We start from the raw sequence: 15,058 nt of genomic DNA, 5'->3' as shown, positions 1-15,058 counted from the left end.
GACGGGCCCGCCGGTGCTCCTGAGGCACGTCAGGCCCCCTGGACCCCGCTCCCCTTGAAGGACTCCAGCCCCTCCTTGATCTCCGCGAGCACGTCCGCCGCCTCGGCGCCGTCGATCACACGGTGGTCGAAGGTGAGGCTCAGCGGCAGCACCGGAGCGACGACGACCCTCCCGTCACGGACCGCCGGGCGGTCGGCGGTCGCGCCGAGCCCGAGCGTGATCGTGGTCCCGCCGACGGAGTGGAACGCCTCCACCGGACGGTGGCCGAGCGAACTCACCGCGAACGTGCCCGTCGTCGAGGCCCGCCTGCGCAGGGGACGGGTGGCGGCACGGTAGGCGAGGGTGCGCAGCGGCCCGGGCAGCCGCTGGAGCGCGCGGACGCCGGCGAACTCCGGCATCGTCGCGGGGTCACCGTCGCGGAAGTGGTCGACGCGCTCCTGGATCTCGCCGAGCCCGGCCCGCTCCAGGTCCGGCAGCACGGCCGACAGCACCACCCGGCGGCCGCCCAGCGTGCGGTCGAGCGTGAACTTGCCGTGCACACCGTCGTAGCGGGCGACCCTGGACCGGCCCCGGAGCGCGGCGTTCGCCTCGGGGTGCGCGGCCAGCACCCGCGCGGCCACATGGAGCACGTACGTGACCGTGGAGATCCGGCGCCCCGACGGCTGCCCGGCGCGGTGCTCCCGTACGTTGCCCATGTCGACCGACGTACCGAGGAACACCGGCGCGAAGGACCGGATGCCGTCGAGGAAGGCCAGGGTGTGGCGGCGCTCGCGGGCGACCGTTGAGATCCTCACGAGGCCACCGCCAGCGCGTAGATCTCCTCCAGGCTGCCGGCCTCCAGGGCCTCCGCCAGAGGGAGCGCACGGCCGGTCGTACGCTCCAGGAGCGCGAGGAGCGAGAGCAGGTGCACGGAGTCCCAGCCGGGCACCCGGTCGAGCCCCGCGCCGACGTCCGCGCCGGTCACCGGCAGGCCCAGGTCGTCCTGGAGGAGGATGAGGAAGTCGTCGATGGAGTTCACGAGCCGTCGTCTCCCGGGATCTCGGTGAAGTGGACGTGCGCGGGCGGGACGGGCAGGACCGCGAGGTCGTGCTCGTACGTCACGGTCGTGCCGTCGTGCTGACAGGTGGCTGTCGTGTTCTCGTCCGCGACCCGGACGAAGCCGTTCCTCGGGTAGAAGTCCTTGACCTTGGCGTTCTTCGGTGCGGCCCGGTGGTTCGCGCGCACCGCACGGGCGCCGTGTGCGCGGGCGTGTCGCAGCACGGCACAGAGCGCGGTCTGCTCGATGCCTCGGGAGAACACCCGGCAGCTGAGCAGGAAGTTGTCGATGTGGACGGTGTCGCCGTGCCGGTGCGTGAACACCGCGCCGACGACGCCATTGTCCCCGAAGCGGTCGGCGGCGCGGACGGCCAGGACACGCGCCGTCGGATCGTCGAGGAGGGCGCGGACCTCGGCGGGCCCCAGCCGCAGCGTCGTCTGGTTGAACTGGTTGGTGCGCAGGGTCAGTTGGGAGAGCCGGGCCACCTCGGCGGGCCCGGCCTCGACGAGCCGGACCTCGACCCGCAACTGACGCAGGTATTCGTCGAGGGAGTCGAAGCCGTCGAGGAAGTCCTTGCGGACCAGCTCGTCGCGGTACTGGGCGACCCGTGTGACGTCCTCGCGGGTCAGTTCCGGGGCGTCGAACCAGCCGTCGCGCAGCAACGCCTCGATGTGCAGGGCCGGTTCGCCGTTCACGGGTACGACGGAGACCCCCGGCAGCTCGTGGCGGACGAGCCCGCACTCGTAGGGGCTGTCGTCCACGAACACGAAGCTGTCCACGCCCAGGTTGAGCGCCTCGGCGAGCTCGGTGAGGTTGTCGTGCTTGGGCCGCCAGTTGGCGACGACCCGGACGAAGTCGTCCTCGCGCAGGAACATGCCGGGATGCCCGCGCAGCACCTCGCCGACCGGTTCGGGGTCGTTCTTGCTGACGGCGGCCAGCAGCACGCCCTGCGCGGCGAGTTGTCCGACGACCCGCTGGAACGCGTGGTGGGCCCCGCCGCGGTGCGTGCCGTCGGCTCCGGTCTCGATGCCGTCCGGGCCGTCCTCGCCGAGGATCCCGCCCCACAGCGTGCCGTCCAGATCCAGGACGAGGGCCTTCTTGCCCTGCCCGGCCCGATGCCGGGCGAGATGCCCGACCTCACGGGCGTACGCGGCGAGCAGGGCGGGGGAGAGGTGCGTCCTGGTGTACTGGCTCAGCCGCGGCTCGACCACGGGCACGCCCTCGCCGGCCAGCGGATCCAGGTCGAGGACGACGACCCGCTCGTGCTGCTCGGCCAGCCGCAGCAGCCGTGAGTTGGCCTCCCGCCACACCGCCCCGAGCCGCGCCCGCGACCGGTGGTCGACGAGCTGCGCGGCGAACCGCCTCGGCAGCGGCAGGGTGTTGAGGACGAGCGTCCCGCGCGCGGACTCCACGAACCGCGCGACCAGCCCCGCCAGCGTCCCGATCCGCTCCCGCGCCACCCGCTCCACGTCCTCGGGCCCCCAGGGCACGGGAACCTCGTCGAAGACCACCATCGGGTCGAGCACACAGAGGGCCAGTTCGGCCCGGTACAGCTCGCCGTCCGGGGCGGCGAGGTCGAAGACGTACGCGTCGAAGTCCGCGAGATGCGGCCGCAACAGCAGCCCGTGGCGGGCCAGTTCGACGGTCAGGGACGGCAGCAGCGGGGCCAGCGTGCCGTGCCCGGTGACGGCGACGGTCACGACCGGCACGGCCGGATGCTCCGCCACCACCTCGTCCGGATCGAGCCGCGCCAACAACTGCCCGGCCCGGGCGAGTTCGGCGTCCGAGGCCCCGCAGAGCAGCCGCCGAACACCGGGATACTCACGGAGGAGCCGCCCTTCACGGTGCAGATCGAGCAACGTCGAAGGCCCGGACGCCCCTGTCATAGCTCTCCTCGGGCTCGGCGCCCCGTAGGGGCGCGGGGAACGGCGCGAGCAACCCAACGGACCCGCACCCAAATGACCGACGGCCCGCACCCAGAAGTCCGGCCGTGGCCACATCGTCGGCGGGGCGGCTAAAGCCGCTCTTGTACCGTGGAGGCGGCATGTGTTCTTGTGGTCCCATCCGGGCACGCCGAGGGGCGTCTCCGGTCCACGGAGGGGGCGAGGGTGACGACGGCTGACCGTCCGGGCCGGCTGCTGGCCATCAGCGACCTGCACATCGGATACGCCGAGAACCGCGCCCTCGTCGAGCGGATGCGCCCCGAGACCGACGACGACTGGCTCCTGGTGGCCGGCGACGTCGCGGAGACGGTGGCCGACATCCGATGGGCCCTCGAAACGCTCGCCTCCCGCTTCCGCAAGGTGATCTGGGCACCCGGCAACCACGAGCTGTGGACCCACCCCAAGGACACCGTCACCCTGCGCGGCGTGGCCCGCTACGAGCACCTCGTGGAGGTCTGCCGCGAGCTGGGAGTGACGACCCCGGAAGACCCGTACCCGGTGTGGGAGGGCCCCGGCGGACCGGTCACCGTCGCGCCGCTCTTCCTCCTCTACGACTACTCGTTCCTGCCCGCGGGCTGCGCGACCAAGGAAGAGGGGCTCACGTACGCCCACGGGACCGGTGTCGTCTGCACGGACGAGCACTTCCTGCACCCCGACCCGTACCCGAGCCGTGAGGCCTGGTGCCGGGCCCGGGTGGAAGAGACCGAGCGCAGGCTCGCGGAGATCCCCGCCGAACTGCCGACGGTCCTGGTCAACCACTACCCGCTGGACCGCCACCCGACGGAGGTCCTCTGGTACCCGGAGTTCGCCATGTGGTGCGGCACCCGGCTCACCGCGGACTGGCACCGCACGTACCGCGTCGCGGCCATGGTCTACGGCCACCTGCACATTCCCCGCACCACCTGGCTCGACGGCGTCCGCTTCGAAGAGGTGTCGGTGGGTTACCCCCGCGAGTGGCGCAAGCGCTCGGAACCGCCGGGCAAGCTGCGCCGCATTCTGCCGATGGAGGTCGGATCCGGTGATCGAGGAGCTGCTCCCGGAGTCGGTCGTGGCCGTGGAGGCACACGGTGACGAGCGGCCCGGCGGCACGACGCCGTACCCCGAGCTCTATCCCGAGGAACAGGCGCTGATCTCGCGCGCCGTCGAGAAACGGCGCCGTGAGTTCACCCTCGTACGCGGCTGTGCCCGGCACGCCATGGAGAAGCTCGGCGTGTCCCCGCAGGCCGTGCTGCCCGGTGAGCGGGGAGCACCGCAGTGGCCCGCCGGGCTGATCGGCAGCATGACGCACTGCGAGGGCTACGCCGCCGCGGCGCTGGCCCGAGCCAGCGATCTGGCCTCGCTCGGCATCGACGCGGAGCCCCATCGGCCGCTCCCGGACAACGTGCTGGCGTCCGTGGCGCTGCCCGACGAGGACCGGCGGCTGCGCGGCCTCGCCGCGCAGCACCCCGGCGTCCACTGGGACCGGCTCCTGTTCAGCGCCAAGGAGTCGGTCTACAAGGCGTGGTTCCCCCTCACCGGGAAGTGGCTCGACTTCACCGAGGCGGACATCGACGTCTTCATGGATCCCGGACACACCACGTCAGGTGGCTTCCGTGCCCGGCTCCTCGTGCCGGGGCCGGTGGTCGACGGCCAACGGATCGGACACTTCGACGGGCGCTGGACGGTACGCCGGGGACTCGTGGCGACCTCGGTGACCGTGCAGCACGCGCAGGACTGAGCGCGCCCTCGGACGGCGGTCGGCGGAGGGCCGGGCCCGCAGCGACGGCCGCGGAACGCGGGCGCGTGCGGCTCGCCCGGCCCGTCCCGCCTCCGTCGAAGGACTGACGGCGGCTCATCACACCTCCGGGCACCACGTGTGCAGGAGGCGGAAGAACGCCTCCTCGTTGCCCGTGAGCCCGGCCGCGGCGAGCGCGCGCTCCGCCTCCGCGAGGGCGGAGGGCGGCACGACGGGTGGTCGGCCCGTGCCGGGAGGGCCGTCCATGGCGGCCCGTACCGTCTGCAGCAGTCGCAGATAGGCCTGCACGGCGGTGCGTTCGTGATCGGTCAGTACGGCGGTCGGCATCGGACGGCTCTCCCCGGTTCGGCTCGGCAGCAGCGCTTGTGGCGGTTCACTCGCCCCCGCACAGCGGTGGCGCTGGGTCCAGCTTGCCGTTCGCCACTGACAATGCCCTTTTGGTACGCGTCGGTTCGCCCGGTTAGCGGAGGGGAAACATCACGGAAATCCCTTGTCGGACAAGGGTCCTACGCTGGATGCCAGGGCCTGGAGCCGTACTCCCGGCGGCCCGGTGAGGGGAGGCGAGCCCGTGGTCGACGTCCCGCGACAGCACCCGAGGCCCACCGCACGGCTGCGCTCGGTGGGCGACGGGGAACTGCGGCTGCACCACCGCGTGGTGCACGGGTACCGCCGTGCCTACCGGATGGCGGGCGAGGGCCCGGCACTCGTCCTGATCCACGGCATCGGCGACTCCTCGGCGACCTGGGCCGGCCTCATCCCCGATCTCGCCCGCACCCACACGGTGATCGCCCCCGACCTGCTCGGCCACGGCGCCTCGGACAAGCCCCGGGCCGACTACTCGGTGGCCGCGTACGCCAACGGGCTGCGCGATCTGCTCTCCACTCTCGGCATCGAGCAGGCCACGCTGATCGGGCACTCGCTCGGCGGCGGCGTCGCGATGCAGTTCGCATACCAGTTCCCCGAGCGCACCGAGCGGCTGATCCTGGTCAGCGCCGGAGGGGTGGGCCGCGAGGTGAACCCGGTCCTGCGGGCGGTCTCGCTGCCGGGCGCCGACCTGGTCCTGGCGGCACTGAGGCTGCCCGGGATGCGGATCCAAGTGGGGCTGGTCGCCCATCTGATGAGGCTCCTCGACACCGACCTGGGCCAGGACGCCCCTGAGTTGCTGACCCTCGTGGACGCCCTGCCCGACGCGACCTCGCGCAGCGCGTTCATCCGTACGCTGAGGGCGGTGGTCGACTGGCGCGGCCAGGTCGTGACGATGCTCGACCGCTGCTACCTCACCCAGGGCATGCCGACGATGCTGATGTGGGGCGACCGTGACAGCGTGGTCCCGGTACGGCACGCGTACGGGGCGCACGAGGCGATGCCCGGCAGCCGCCTGGAGATCTTCGAGGGCGCCGGGCACTTCCCCTTCCACACCGACCCCGCCCGATTCCTCGCCCTCGTCGAGGAGTTCACCGGCACCACCAGCCCCGCCGACTGGAGCCGCGAACGCTGGAGCGACCTCCTGCGCGCCGGCAGCCCGGGAACCGCCGCGGGCCGCCCGGACACCGCCCGCAGCCTTGCGGTCGAGCGGGACCTGAGGGAGGCGAGCGAACGCAGCGCGACATAGCCGCCGCGCCGGCGTCGGCCGCGCCTCGTGATGGCCGGGGCCCGGTCAGCCCTCGCGTGCCCCTGAGGGTTCCGGTGCGCCCATGACCGTGTCCCGCTCCTTCTCCGACAGCGGCGGGTCGGCGAGGGGCGTCCGGCGGGGGCCCCGCAGCACCGCGATGACGACGGCGGGCTGGACCAGTGCGCTGAGGGGCTTGGACAGCGTCACCACGTCGAAGAACGCCTGGGTGACGAGGGGGCGGGCGGTCGCCGTGAGCATGAGGCGGTCGATGTAGCGGCCCAGGAGCTTGTCCGTGAGGCCCGGCTGCTCGCCGATCGCGCCTGGATAGAGGATGTCCGTGCCGGTGGCCAGGTCCCAGGCGGTGGAGACGGGCCGGGCCACGGCGCGCTGCACACGCCGGGCGAGCCCGGGTGTGGCGATCCCGTACTCGGCCACGAGCTCGCGCATTGCCACGGCACCCTGCGCGGCCACCGACAGCCCGTGCCCGTACACCGGGTTGTACGTGGCCACCGAGTCGCCGATCGCGACGAAGCCCTCGGGCCAGTCCTTGACCTTCTCGAACAGATGGCGGCGGTTCACGGTGCTGCGGGTGACGAAGACGTCCGACAGGGGCTCGGCGTGGGCGATGAGTTCGCCGACGACCGGATGCCTGACCTCGCGGGCGAACGTCTCGAACTCCTCGGCGGAGCCGGTGGGCTGACCGCCCCGCGTGCCCGAAAGGGTCACCAGCCAGCGGCCGCCCTCGATCGGCACGATGGTCGTCGTCTGCCCGGGGACGGGCTGCCGCGCGTCCGACTGTACGTTGACCAGGGGATAGTCCTCGGTGCCCTCGGGCGCCCGGAAGATCCGGCTGGCGTACGCGAGTCCGGAGTCGACCTCCTCCATCGGCGCCGGGGACACACCCAGCTCGTCGAGCCATTTGATCGCCCGTGAACCGCGCCCGGCGGCGTCCACGACGAGATCGGCCGCGAGGACGCTCTCCTCGCCGCCCGCCGTGCGGACCCGCACCCCGGTCACGCGCCGCGCGTCGCCCTCAAGGCCGAGCAGCTCGGTACGCGGCAGCACGGTGACACGGGCCTTGCGCGCGACCCGCTCGCGTACCACCCAGTCGAGGAGGTCACGGCTGCAGGCGATCATGAACTGCATCTCGGGCCACCGGCGGAACCAGCCCCGCGGCTGCATGGAGACAAGACCCGTCGGCAGCGAGATGCGACGGGCACCGGCGGCGAGCCATCCGTCGGTGACGCCGGGCAGCAGCTCCTCCATCGCGCGGGCACCACCGGACCACACGACGTGGACGTGGCGTGCCTGGGGGAGCCCCTTGCGCGGCTCGGGTCCGTCCGGCAGCACATCGCGCTCGACGAGGGTGACGTCGGCGTACTCGCCGAGCGCGGCGGCGGCCAGCATGCCGGCCATCCCACCGCCGATCACGACGGCACGTCTGGGGGCCGTTCCCGGTTTGCGGCTAGCTGGTTCGCTCATGGAAGTCGCTCTCTGACCTGGTCGCGTACTGCCCTCGGGCAGCCGCGACGACGGGGGACTGACGCAGCGCGATGGACATCCGCACGAGGTCGCGCGGTCCCTCGGTGGACATGGACGGAGAAGCGGCGGCGGGCGAGGGGGCGGTGGCCGGGGCGTCGGCCGCCGCCTCCGCCGAGTCGATGACCCTGCCGTCCGGGTCGGCGGCCCGCGCCCGCACCGCCGCCGTCACCATCGCCGCGTCGGCCTCGGCCTGCGCCTGGGCGGGATCGGAGCCCGCCGCGAGCGCCGCGTCGTAGGCGTTCGCGCGCACCCCTGTGTCGAAGTAGGGATACAGGCTGAGCATGCCGTCGTGGATGTCCGACTCCCGCTGGGTGACCTGGAGTTCGGCCGGGAACCACCACGACATGCGTACGCCGTGGGCCGCGTGGGGCGAGACCGGCTTCAGCTCGCGCCACAGGGGGCCGAGACGGCGGTACGTCGACCAGGTGGACCAGGTGTCGCCGACCCGCTGGCAGGCCAGGGGGAAGCAGAAGCCGATCGCGCTGATCTGCACCCCGGCGGAGGCGAGTACGGGCGCCGCGTCGGAGCTGAGGTAGTCGAGGTTCGCGCCGTTCCAGCGGGCGATCACCGCGGTGAACTTGGCGGTGAGATAGGCGATGTTGAACAGATAGCCGGCCACGATGATCATCAGGCCGGCCCGCAGCCACCCCTGCACCTGAAGTGCCCAGCGCCCGCACATGACGCTCATCGCGACACCCGAGACGGCCAGCGCCATGAGATAGAGCACGATCATCTCGCGGACGAACGGCTCGTTGGCGTAGTACGTGTCGAAGTCCACCAGCCGTTCCACGGGTGCGTCGCCGAGGACGAACAGCACGACCAGCGCCACGATCACGACGCTGTAGCCGATGATCCAGCGGCGCGACACCCGGCGGGTCGACTCCGGTGGCCCGCCACGCCAGTTGACGATCAGCACCAGACAGGCGGCGCTGAAGGCGCTGAGCAGGCAGTAGACCAGCGGCGCCGAGACGTTCGTGATCCCGATGACGTCGTTGACCTCGCCGATGGTCGGCGGGGCCGCGAAGAAGAACACCAGCCCGGCCAGCGCCATCAGCGTGCACACGGAGCGCAGCAGCGGGTCGCGCCAGGACCGCGACAGCGCGGGCGCCTTGACCAGGAGGGCGGCCGCCATGGCGACGGCGGGAACGTAGTAGCTGGACCCGTCCACGGTGTTCCGGAGCCCTCAGCCCTGCGGTCCGCGATAGCCCAGGGTGGCCTCGATCCGGCCGGCGAGACCGTCACGCCGTACGGGACCGCGCAGCGACGAACCCGCAAGCCACACCCGGCACTTGCTCGCCAGCAACAGCCCGAAGCTCTCCGCGTCCTTCTCGTCGGCCAGGTCCGACCGGGTGCGGGCCGCCACCTTCAGGACGGTCGCCTGGAGGTCGGCGTCGTCCGAGAGCATGCGGGCGGCGACGGCGGCGCCCTCCACGTGGTGGCTGCAGTGCCCGGCGTTCATATGCCACAGCTCATGGCCGAGGATCACCAACTGGTGGTCGGGCGCGGTGCGTTCCTCGACGACCACGAGGTCCTGGTCCGCCATGTCGAGCCAGAGCCCGCTGGCGGTGCCGGGCGGGAACGCGGCCGTGCGGAACTGCACCGGACGCCCGCGCCGTCTGCTCATGGCGTCGCACAGCGCGGCGTACAGATCGGCGGGCTCCGCCGGTGCCGGCAGTGAGAGCTCGTCGACCAACTCGCCGCACAGGCGGCGCATGTCCTTTCCTATGCCCACAGAATCCCCCGGATCACGACTCGGGCCGCTTGACGCTCTCCAAGAGCATGTCCAGCCACTCGGCGACCTTGTCCCGGTGCTGGTCGGTGGGCAGCTGTGCGGCCCGCCAGGCGATGCCGCGGACCCCGTGGTCCTGCAGCAGCCGCTCCAGCGGATCGTCGGCGGCGGCCGGCGCCGCCTCGCGCTCCCGGTCGGCGAGCCGCTGCAGCAGCTCCTGCTCGGTGTGCTGGAGGGCGCCCGCGAGTGCCTCGGGGTCCTCCGCGGTGAGGAATCCGGCGTGCACCCGGAAGAATCGCTGGATGGCGTCGCAGTGCTCCATCGTGGGGCGCCGGTCGCCGTTGATGAGGGCGCCCGCCTGCTGGCGCGACATTCCGGCGCCGTCGGCGATCTCCTGCTGGGTGTACCGGCGGCCGCCCGGCTTCAGGCGGGTGCGGCGCAGCAGGTCGAGGCGTTGCAGGAAGCGGGCCTGGAGATCGGGCTCGCCCGCGGGCCGCCCGTTGAGCAGGGATCTGACCACGACCTCGGGGACTCCGGAGGCCGCGGACAGCCGCCGGACGTCGAACACCTCGCCGTGCGGCGCGCCGAGCCGGTCGGCCAGCCCGGTGACTCGGGCCACGACGGCCGGCAGCAGACCCGTCGCCGTGGCGCCCGGAACCTCGAAGCCATCCGTCACCGACACTTCTCTCCTACGTCTCTTGTCGACCGCTCCGGTGGAACCGGATTCCTCGGACGTGAAGCCCCTGTGGGAATTCCGGAAGTGCGGAGTGAACCGCCCGAAGACCGGAGAGTAGCCCTTTGGTCGAACTCACATCCAGGTCTCGCCACAACTGTGGCGGGATTCAGCCGTCAACGGGCGTCAAATGCCACGATAGTTGACACCGCTCGCCTGGGGGTAGCAGGATCACGACGCCGCGATAGGGCCGCATAGGCAAGAGGGGTGGACCTCCCGATGGCATACCAGGCAGGAGGGTCCCGGCCACAGCCGCGACCCGCCCCCGAGAGTCGTGAGGCCCAGGCGTATCTCCAGGACTACGGCGCGCTTCTGGAGGCCGTCACCTTCCCCTCCGTCGTCGTCGACCACCGCTGGGACGTCGTCCTGGCGAACGGTGCGTTCGAGACACTTTTCCGCGGTGTGGGGCCGCATCCCACCGCCATGCCGTGGGACAACTTCCTCCGGTTCGTCCTGTTCCATCCGGACGCCGGAACGGTTCTCGGTGAGCACGAGTCGAGCTGGTGTCTGCCGATGCTGGCGCACTTCGCCGCCGCCGTCGAGCGGCACGGCCACGACCACGGACTCCAGTCGATCCTCCGGGACATCGCCCAGGACCCGATCATGGACGCCGCCTACCGGCACGGCCTGCCGCACTGGATCCGCTCGGTCGGCCCGGACGCCGTCGAGCACGACGGCGCGGTGCGGCCGTTGCTGCACCCCGACCCTCGCTGGGGCCGTACGGACTGCCGCATCGTCGGGGAGACCACCAAGACCCTTCAGGGCATGGGGTACACGCGACTGACGCTGGTCCTGCGCGAGGCCCGCCGGTCTCCCAAGCGGCGTACGCGACGCGCGTCGAGTCATCTGAGCGTGGTGTCGACCGCGGAGGTGTAGCACCCGCCCTACGCAAGCCACTCGCCTTTCTTGCGCTACTCCTGCGCGCGTGACGCGACGACATGCTCAGGTGGCGAAGAAGGTCGGGGTCAGCCGGGTGCTCAACGGCAAGCCCGGAGTCTCCGACACCACCCGGCAGGCGGTGCTCCCCGCACTCGACGTCCTCGGCTACGAACGGCCCACGCAACTGCGCGCCGAACGCGCCCGGTTGGTGGGTCTCGTCCTGCCCGAAGACGCGGGTCTCGACCCCGGCCAACCCCCGGCCACCGGGAACACGGTGACCGTCACGCTGCCGGACGGTGCCAAGCCGCGCTGTCTGCGGCTCAATGGCACCGCCGACACGGGCCGGCCCGCTGGGCAGTTCAGTGCAGTGGAGGCGTATCTGAACTGACGTCCTTCACCATTCGGTCGACCGGTGTCCCGCGCTTCGCCGCCTGGATCTGCTCGTACACATGGGTCCGCAGCTCGGCGAAGCGCGGGGCCACCCGGGTGTGCAACTGATCGCGCTCGGCCGGAAGATCGATCTTCAGCTGCTCCTGGACGACCGTCGGGGAGGAGGACAGGATCAGCACCCGCTCGCCGAGATACACCGCCTCGTCGATGTCGTGCGTCACGAAGAGGATCGTGATGCCCCGCTGCCGCCACAACCCGCGGACCAGGTCCTCCAGTTCGGCGCGGGTCTGCGCGTCCACCGCCGCGAACGGCTCGTCCATGAGCAGCACATCGGGCTCGTACGCGAGCGCGCGGGCGATCGCCACCCGCTGCTGCATGCCGCCCGACAACTGCCACGGGTACGCGCCCGCCGCGTCGGTGAGCCCGACCGACTCCAGAGCGTCGGCGACCAGTTCACGACGCCTCACGCTGGACAACTTCTTCTGCTTGAGGGGGAGTTCGACGTTCTCGCGGACCCGCATCCAGGGGAAGAGACTGCGGCCGTACTCCTGGAAGACGACGGCCATCCCGGGTGGTGGCCCGATCACCCGCTCACCTCCGAGGAGCACGTCACCCGCTGTGGGCGTCAGCAGCCCGCCCACGCACTTCAGCAGCGTCGTCTTGCCGCAGCCCGACGGGCCGACCAGACACACCAGTTCACCGGCCTCGACCGTGAAAGTGAGGTCGCGCACCGCCTCCACCCGGCGGCCCGACCCCTCGTAGACCTTCCTGAGGCCGCGTACGTCGAGCATGGAGCGCCCTTTCGCAAGGTTCACGTTCGAGAGGTTCACGACGACCGCCGGGAGACGTCGCGCGAGCCGTGGTACCAGCCGAGCACCCGCCGCTCGACCAGCCGGAAGACGACCGACAGCACAAAACCGAGCAGCCCGAGCAGCAGGATCCCGGTCCACATGTCGGGGATGGCGAAGCCGCGCTGGAACTGGACGATGGTGAAGCCGAGCCCGTTGCTCGCGGCGAACATCTCGCTGATGACCATCAGGATGATGCCGATGGACAGGGCCTGCCGCAGCCCCGCGAAGATCTGCGGACTCGCCGAACGCAGCACCACATGCCGCAGCCGGGCGACGCCCGTGATGCCGTACGAGCGGGCTGTCTCCGACATCACGGAGTCGACCGCCCGGACGCCCTCCACGGTGTTGAGGAGGATCGGCCAGACACAGCCGCTCGCGATCACGGCGATCTTCATCGTGTCCCCGATGCCCGCGAACAGCATGATGACCGGCACGAGCACCGGCGGCGGCACCGCGCGCAGGAATTCCAGCACCGGCTCGCACACGGCCCGCACCCGGCGGTAGGAGCCGATGACCGTGCCGAGCGCCACGCCCGCGACGGCCGCGCACGCGTAACCGGCGCTCAGCCGCAGCACGCTCGGCAGCACGTCGTCGCGCCACCGGTCGCCCGTCCACACGTCCGGGAAGGCGGTGAGGATCGTGCGCAGCGGCGGCCAGTAGACATCGGTGCTGTCGTCCGAGGCGACCCACCACCCCGCCACCAGCAGCACGGGCAGCGCGACGACGAAGAACCCCCGCAGCAGGACGCCCCTCACACCGCCACCTCCCCGCGCACCGACTGGTGCCAGGCCAGCGCCCGCCGCTCGACGGTCCGCGCGCCCACGTTGATCAGCAGCCCGAGCAGCCCGGTGACCACCACCAGCGCGTACATCTCCGGCACGGCCTGCGAGGTCTGGGCGACGGCGATACGGGCGCCCAACCCCGGTGCTCCGATGACGAGTTCGGCGGTGACCGCGAGGATCAACGCCACCGCGGCGGCCAGCCGCACACCCGTCATGACGTACGGGAGGGCCGTGGGCCAGAGCACATGCCGGACCCGTGCCCAGGTGCCGAGGCCGTAGGAGCGGGCCGTCTCCTCGGCGACCGGGTCGACGTCCCGGACGCCGTACATGACCTGGACGAGCACCTGCCAGAAGGACGCGTACACGACCAGGAGCAGGACCGAACGAAGCTCGGTGCCGAACAGCAGGACGGCCAGCGGGATCAGGGCGACCGAGGGGATCGGGCGCAGGAACTCGATCGTGGAGGCCGTCGCCTCGCGGAGGTAGGGAGTGACCGAGATCAGAACTCCCGCCAGGATTCCGGCTGTTACGGCGATCGTGAGCCCGATCGCCCAGCCGGTGAGCGTGTCCCCGAGCGCGGTCCAGAACGCCTCGTCGGCGAGTTCCGTCGCGAGCGCGTCGGCGATGCGGCTGGTCGGCGGGAAGTACTCGTCCTTGACGAGGCCGAGCCGCGGCACCGCCTCGCCGAGCGCGAGGAAGGCCGCGAGCCCGGCCGCGCCCAGGAGGGCGTTGGTGCCCCTCACGGAAGCAGCTTGTCCAGGTCCGGGGCCTTCTTGAACAGACCGTCCTGCACGCCCAGTTCGGACAGCCGCTCGATGGAGGCGCGGTTCGGCTCGGCCAGCCACCGGGGCAGGGTCAGCGTCTCCAGGAGGTTCTTCGGGATCTTCGTGTACGTGGCGATGATCTCGCGGGCCTCGTCCGGGTGGCTGTCGGCGTACGCGAGGGACTCGGCGGTCGCCTCCTGGAACTTCTTCAGCGTCTCCGGGTTCTTCTGGGCGTACTGCTGGGAGGTGAAGTACATGGCCACGGTGAGGTCGGGCGACACGTCGACGAAGAGCGATGCGATGCTGGTGCCGCCCTGGGACTTGATGGTGGCGAGCGCGGGCTCCACCACACAGGCCGCGTCCACCTGGCCGTTCGCGAGCGCGGCCGGCATCTGGTCGAAGGGCATCTCCACGAACTCGACCTTGGACGGGTCGCCGCCGTCCTTGCGCACCGACTCCTTGACCGAGGTGTCACAGATGTTGTTGAGCGTGTTGGCGGCGACCTTCTTGCCCTCCACGTCCTTGGCGGACTTGAGGGGGCTGCCCTTCTTCACGGCGAGTTCCGCGAAGTCGGCGCCCTGCTTGCCGGTGGACGCGACACCGTTCGACACGGCCTTGACCGGCATGTTCTTGGACTGGGCGACCAGCAGCGACGTCATGTTGCTGAAGCCGAAGTCGAACTGGCCGGAGACGACACCGGGCACGATCGCCGCGCCGCCCTGCGCGCTCGTCAGCGACAGCTTGATGCCGCGTTTGCTGTAGAAGCCCTTCGACTGGCCCAGGTAGAGAGGCGCGACGTCGATGATGGGGATGACGCCGGCCTTGATCGTGGTGGTACCGCCGGACGCCTTGTCGTCGTCCGACCCGGAGGAGTCGGACGAACCGCAGGCCGTCGCGGCGACGAACACGGCTCCGGCCGCGAGGCCGATGAGCAGACGACGCATGACTCCCCCTACTGGGACAGTTCCTCGACAGGCTGTGCGCAGACCGCACAGAAGTGCTCAGCGGGAACGTAGAACCTCGCCGCGAGCTGGTCAATGCCCTTGACACACAAGGACGTTG

16 protein-coding genes and 1 pseudogene are annotated in these 15,058 nt (G+C 71.3%); 5 read left to right on the top strand and 12 right to left on the bottom strand.

Annotated features, from left to right (window positions below; all coding sequences use genetic code 11):
* Window positions 1-29 precede the first annotated feature (29 nt).
* From QF035_RS10195 to QF035_RS10185, 3 genes are read right to left on the bottom strand one after another with little or no spacing between them, the layout of a single operon-like run.
* The gene (locus QF035_RS10195; protein WP_307519735.1) at window positions 30-794 is read right to left on the bottom strand and encodes a 2-oxo acid dehydrogenase subunit E2; all 765 of its coding nucleotides are present in this window, start codon (window positions 792-794) and stop codon (window positions 30-32) included.
* The gene (locus QF035_RS10190) at window positions 791-1,018 is read right to left on the bottom strand and encodes a phosphopantetheine-binding protein (protein ID WP_307519734.1); all 228 of its coding nucleotides are present in this window, start codon (window positions 1,016-1,018) and stop codon (window positions 791-793) included. Before QF035_RS10190 ends, QF035_RS10195 begins: the two co-directional genes overlap by 4 nt.
* Window positions 1,015-2,922 carry an HAD-IIIC family phosphatase gene (locus QF035_RS10185; RefSeq protein ID WP_307519733.1) on the bottom strand — a complete coding sequence of 636 codons (1,908 nt, stop codon included), beginning with the start codon at window positions 2,920-2,922 and terminating at the stop codon, window positions 1,015-1,017. The genes QF035_RS10190 and QF035_RS10185 overlap by 4 nt, the downstream gene beginning before the upstream one ends.
* Window positions 2,923-3,144: 222 nt before the next feature.
* On the opposite strand from QF035_RS10185, the gene QF035_RS10180 reads away from it, so the two are divergent.
* Both QF035_RS10180 and QF035_RS10175 read left to right on the top strand, forming a co-directional pair.
* Window positions 3,145-4,050 (top strand): metallophosphoesterase family protein, encoded by a 906-nt coding sequence (locus tag QF035_RS10180; RefSeq protein ID WP_307519732.1) that lies wholly within the window; start codon window positions 3,145-3,147, stop codon window positions 4,048-4,050.
* Window positions 3,998-4,696 carry a 4'-phosphopantetheinyl transferase family protein gene (locus tag QF035_RS10175; RefSeq protein WP_307519731.1) on the top strand — a complete coding sequence of 233 codons (699 nt, stop codon included), beginning with the start codon at window positions 3,998-4,000 and terminating at the stop codon, window positions 4,694-4,696. The genes QF035_RS10180 and QF035_RS10175 overlap by 53 nt, the downstream gene beginning before the upstream one ends.
* Before the next feature lie 117 nt (window positions 4,697-4,813).
* Here the strand turns inward: QF035_RS10175 and QF035_RS10170 are convergent, their stop codons facing one another.
* Entirely contained in the window at window positions 4,814-5,041 is a 228-nt protein-coding gene (locus QF035_RS10170) for a hypothetical protein (protein WP_143644066.1), read from the bottom strand.
* Window positions 5,042-5,282: 241 nt separating this feature from the next.
* On the opposite strand from QF035_RS10170, the gene QF035_RS10165 reads away from it, so the two are divergent.
* On the top strand, window positions 5,283-6,326 hold the full coding sequence (locus QF035_RS10165) for an alpha/beta fold hydrolase (RefSeq protein ID WP_307519729.1): 1,044 nt from the start codon (window positions 5,283-5,285) through the stop codon (window positions 6,324-6,326).
* 45 nt (window positions 6,327-6,371) lie between these two features.
* Here QF035_RS10165 and QF035_RS10160 read toward each other — a convergent pair whose 3' ends face one another.
* From QF035_RS10160 to QF035_RS10145, 4 genes are read right to left on the bottom strand one after another with little or no spacing between them, the layout of a single operon-like run.
* Complete coding sequence (locus QF035_RS10160; protein ID WP_307519727.1) at window positions 6,372-7,808, bottom strand: NAD(P)/FAD-dependent oxidoreductase; 1,437 nt, start codon at window positions 7,806-7,808, stop codon at window positions 6,372-6,374.
* Window positions 7,792-9,036 carry an MAB_1171c family putative transporter gene (locus QF035_RS10155; RefSeq protein WP_307519726.1) on the bottom strand — a complete coding sequence of 415 codons (1,245 nt, stop codon included), beginning with the start codon at window positions 9,034-9,036 and terminating at the stop codon, window positions 7,792-7,794. The genes QF035_RS10160 and QF035_RS10155 overlap by 17 nt, the downstream gene beginning before the upstream one ends.
* Window positions 9,037-9,051: 15 nt before the next feature.
* Window positions 9,052-9,582 (bottom strand): hypothetical protein, encoded by a 531-nt coding sequence (locus QF035_RS10150; protein WP_055614753.1) that lies wholly within the window; start codon window positions 9,580-9,582, stop codon window positions 9,052-9,054.
* A 31-nt stretch (window positions 9,583-9,613) separates the two neighbouring features.
* Window positions 9,614-10,273: a helix-turn-helix domain-containing protein gene (locus tag QF035_RS10145; RefSeq protein ID WP_307519724.1), complete on the bottom strand. Its 660-nt coding sequence runs from the start codon at window positions 10,271-10,273 to the stop codon at window positions 9,614-9,616.
* A 276-nt stretch (window positions 10,274-10,549) separates the two neighbouring features.
* Between QF035_RS10145 and QF035_RS10140 the strand changes: the two genes are divergently transcribed.
* Together QF035_RS10140 and QF035_RS10135 are read left to right on the top strand one after the other, a co-directional pair.
* Window positions 10,550-11,206, top strand: coding sequence for an MmyB family transcriptional regulator (locus QF035_RS10140; protein ID WP_307519722.1), 657 nt, complete (start codon window positions 10,550-10,552; stop codon window positions 11,204-11,206).
* 49 nt (window positions 11,207-11,255) lie between these two features.
* Window positions 11,256-11,438: pseudogene (locus QF035_RS10135) on the top strand (LacI family DNA-binding transcriptional regulator); the annotation flags it as partial.
* A gap of 130 nt (window positions 11,439-11,568) precedes the next feature.
* On the opposite strand, the gene QF035_RS10130 reads toward QF035_RS10135, so the two are convergent.
* Genes QF035_RS10130 through QF035_RS10115 form a run of 4 tightly spaced genes read right to left on the bottom strand, consistent with a single transcriptional unit; the run spans window position 11,569 to window position 14,940 of the window.
* Window positions 11,569-12,390 carry an ABC transporter ATP-binding protein gene (locus QF035_RS10130; protein ID WP_307531025.1) on the bottom strand — a complete coding sequence of 274 codons (822 nt, stop codon included), beginning with the start codon at window positions 12,388-12,390 and terminating at the stop codon, window positions 11,569-11,571.
* Window positions 12,391-12,425: 35 nt separating this feature from the next.
* Window positions 12,426-13,205, bottom strand: coding sequence for an ABC transporter permease (locus QF035_RS10125; RefSeq protein ID WP_307519721.1), 780 nt, complete (start codon window positions 13,203-13,205; stop codon window positions 12,426-12,428).
* Window positions 13,202-13,975, bottom strand: a complete 774-nt coding sequence (locus tag QF035_RS10120; protein WP_189839586.1) for an ABC transporter permease — start codon at window positions 13,973-13,975, stop codon at window positions 13,202-13,204. Before QF035_RS10120 ends, QF035_RS10125 begins: the two co-directional genes overlap by 4 nt.
* Window positions 13,972-14,940: an ABC transporter substrate-binding protein gene (locus tag QF035_RS10115; RefSeq protein WP_307519719.1), complete on the bottom strand. Its 969-nt coding sequence runs from the start codon at window positions 14,938-14,940 to the stop codon at window positions 13,972-13,974. The genes QF035_RS10120 and QF035_RS10115 overlap by 4 nt, the downstream gene beginning before the upstream one ends.
* Window positions 14,941-15,058: the final 118 nt, after the last annotated feature.

It is taken from the genome of Streptomyces umbrinus, assembly GCF_030817415.1.
GTDB classification, from domain to species: Bacteria; Actinomycetota; Actinomycetes; order Streptomycetales; family Streptomycetaceae; genus Streptomyces; species Streptomyces umbrinus_A.
Note: the sequence above shows the minus strand (reverse complement) of the source record. Positions and strands in the feature narration are given on the sequence as shown.